The 2520-nt window shown below is 74.0% G+C and carries 2 protein-coding genes; both read left to right on the forward strand.

What is annotated here, in order from left to right; genetic code table 11:
- A partial coding sequence (locus ABZ641_RS32800; RefSeq protein WP_359987764.1) for a family 20 glycosylhydrolase occupies positions 1–930 on the forward strand: 930 nt, incomplete at its 5' end.
- Positions 931–1147: 217 nt separating this feature from the next.
- Complete coding sequence (locus tag ABZ641_RS32805) at positions 1148–2518, forward strand: cellulose binding domain-containing protein (RefSeq protein ID WP_359987767.1); 1371 nt, start codon at positions 1148–1150, stop codon at positions 2516–2518.
- Positions 2519–2520: the final 2 nt, after the last annotated feature.

Genomic DNA, 2520 nt, shown 5'->3' on the forward strand with positions numbered 1-2520 from the left:
CGCACCAGCTCGTCGGTGAGCAGCAGGTGGTGCGGGGTGACCTCGGCGGTGACGTACACCAAGGCCGAACTGCGCGGCCTCGTCCGCCACGCGGCCGAGCGCGGGGTCACCGTCGTCCCCGAGATCGAGATGCCCGGCCACGCCCGCGCCGCCCTCGCCGCCCACCCGAGGCTCGGCAACCACCCCGAACGGCGGCTCGACGTGTGGACGGAGTGGGGCGTCTGCGAGAACGTCCTCGGGGTGCACGAGGAGGCGCTGGCCTTCTGCACCGACGTGCTGGACGAGGTGATGGACGTCTTCCCCTCGCCGTACGTGCACCTCGGCGGCGACGAGTGCCCCACCGCCGAGTGGGAGGCCGCCCCGTCCGCCCGGCGGCGCGCCGCCGAGCTCGGCCTCGCCTCGCCCGAGGAGCTGCACGGCTGGTTCCTCGGCCGGGTCGGCGCCCACCTGCTGGAGCACGGCCGCCGGCCGGTCTGCTGGGCCGAGGACAGCAGCAGCCCCGGCCTGCCGCCGGAGTTCACCGTGATGCCCTGGCGGGACGCCGACCACGGCCTGGACGCCGCCCGGCGCGGCCACGACATCGTGATGGCGCCCTACCGCGCGACCTACCTGGACTACCCCGCCTCCGACCGTCCCGGTGAGCCGCTCGGCCAGGACGGCGCGGTGGTCGACCTGCGGGCCGTCCACGGGCTCGACCCGGCCCCCGCGCACTGGCCGGAGGAGGCCCGGGCCCGGGTGCTCGGCGCCCAGGCCCAGCTGTGGACCGAGTTCGTGCCCGACCCCGCGGAGGCCGACCGCCGGCTCTACCCCCGGCTGTGCGCCCTCGCCGAGCGCGCCTGGAACCCGGACACCGACTGGCCCGCCTTCGAACGGGCCCTCACCGGCCACCGCCCGAGACTGGCGGCGCTCGGCCTGCCGGCGGACCTCTGACCCCGCTGACCCCGCGCCGCCCTGCGCCCGCGCCGCCCGCGGCCCACCGGCCGCCCCCGATCCGCACCACCCGTTCGCTCCCTGCACCGCCCGGGTGCCCGCAGACCGCGGCGCCCGCGTCCGCACCGCCCCCACGGAGAGAGGGAACACCGTGTCAGGAAAGCCCCGCGTCCCGCGCCGTCTGCGCACCGCGACGGCCGTCTGCGTCGCCGCCGGCCTGGCCGGCGCCGCGCTGCTCACCCCGCCGGCCTCGGCCGCGACCGACGCGCTGAGCGTCCAGTACCGCACCAGCGCCACCGGTGCCACCGCCGACCAGGCCGAACCCTGGCTGGAGGTGGTCAACACCGGCTCGACCAGCGTGCCGCTGAGCGAGCTCAAGCTGCGCTACTACTTCAAGGCCGACGGCCCGACGACCGCCTACCGCTTCGCCTGCTCCTGGGCGGTCAAGGGCTGCGGCAACATCACCGGCACCTTCGGCACCCTCGCGAACCCGACCGCGACCGCCGACCGCTACCTGGAGATCGGCTTCACCGCGGGCGCCGGCTCGCTCGCCCCCGGGCAGAACACCGGCGACATGCAGCTGCGCTTCTACCGCTCGGACTGGCAGACCCTCACCCAGTCCGACGACTACTCCTTCGGCGCCGCCCGCACCAGCTACGCCACCTGGGACAAGGTCACCCTGCAGCGCTCCGGCGCGCTCGTCTGGGGCACCGCCCCGGACGGCAACACCCCGACCACGCCCCCGACCACGCCGCCCACCACACCCCCGACGACCCCGCCGACCGACCCGAACGCGCCCGCCCTCTTCGACGACTTCGGCTACGGCTCCAGCAGCGACCCGGCGCTGCAGCAGCACGGCTGGACGGTGAAGTCCGGCCAGGGCGGCCCGGGCGTGCCCGGCGCGACCTGGTCGCCGGCCGACGTCACCTTCGCCAACTCGGTGATGAACCTCCGCCTCACCACCGACGGCACCGCCGTCGGCACCCGGGAGACGGAGATCCAGACCACCGCCCGCAAGTTCAAGAACGGCACCTACGCGGCCCGGGTGAGGTTCGACGACACCCCGAGCGGCGGACCCGACGGCGACCACGTCAACCAGACGTTCTTCGCCTTCACCCCGCTCAACGCGCCGATGGACCCGGACTACGGCGAGCAGGACTTCGAGTACCTGCCCAACGGCGGCTGGGGCGAGCAGGGCGACATCATGTACACGACGTCCTGGGAGACCTACAACCCGGACCCGTGGAACGCCGTCAACACCCACACCGAGAGCCGCACCTCGTTCGACGGCTGGCACGACCTGCAGATCACCATCGACGGCACGGCGATCACCTACTACATCGACGGACGGGTGTTCGCGGTGCACGGCGAGCCGTACCTGCCCGAGACGCCGCAGTGGATCGACTTCAACCACTGGCTGATCGACCTCAACGGGCAGACCGGCAGCACCCCGCGCTCCTACGACGAGCAGGTCGACTACGTGTACTTCGTGAAGGACCAGGTGCTCAGCCCCGCGCAGGTCGCGGTCAAGGTCGCCGGCTACCGCGCCGCGGGCACCTCGTTCACCGACACGGTGCCCGCGGGCTGATC

The organism is Kitasatospora sp. NPDC007106, assembly GCF_040634455.1.
Classification (GTDB): Bacteria; Actinomycetota; Actinomycetes; order Streptomycetales; family Streptomycetaceae; genus Kitasatospora; species Kitasatospora arboriphila.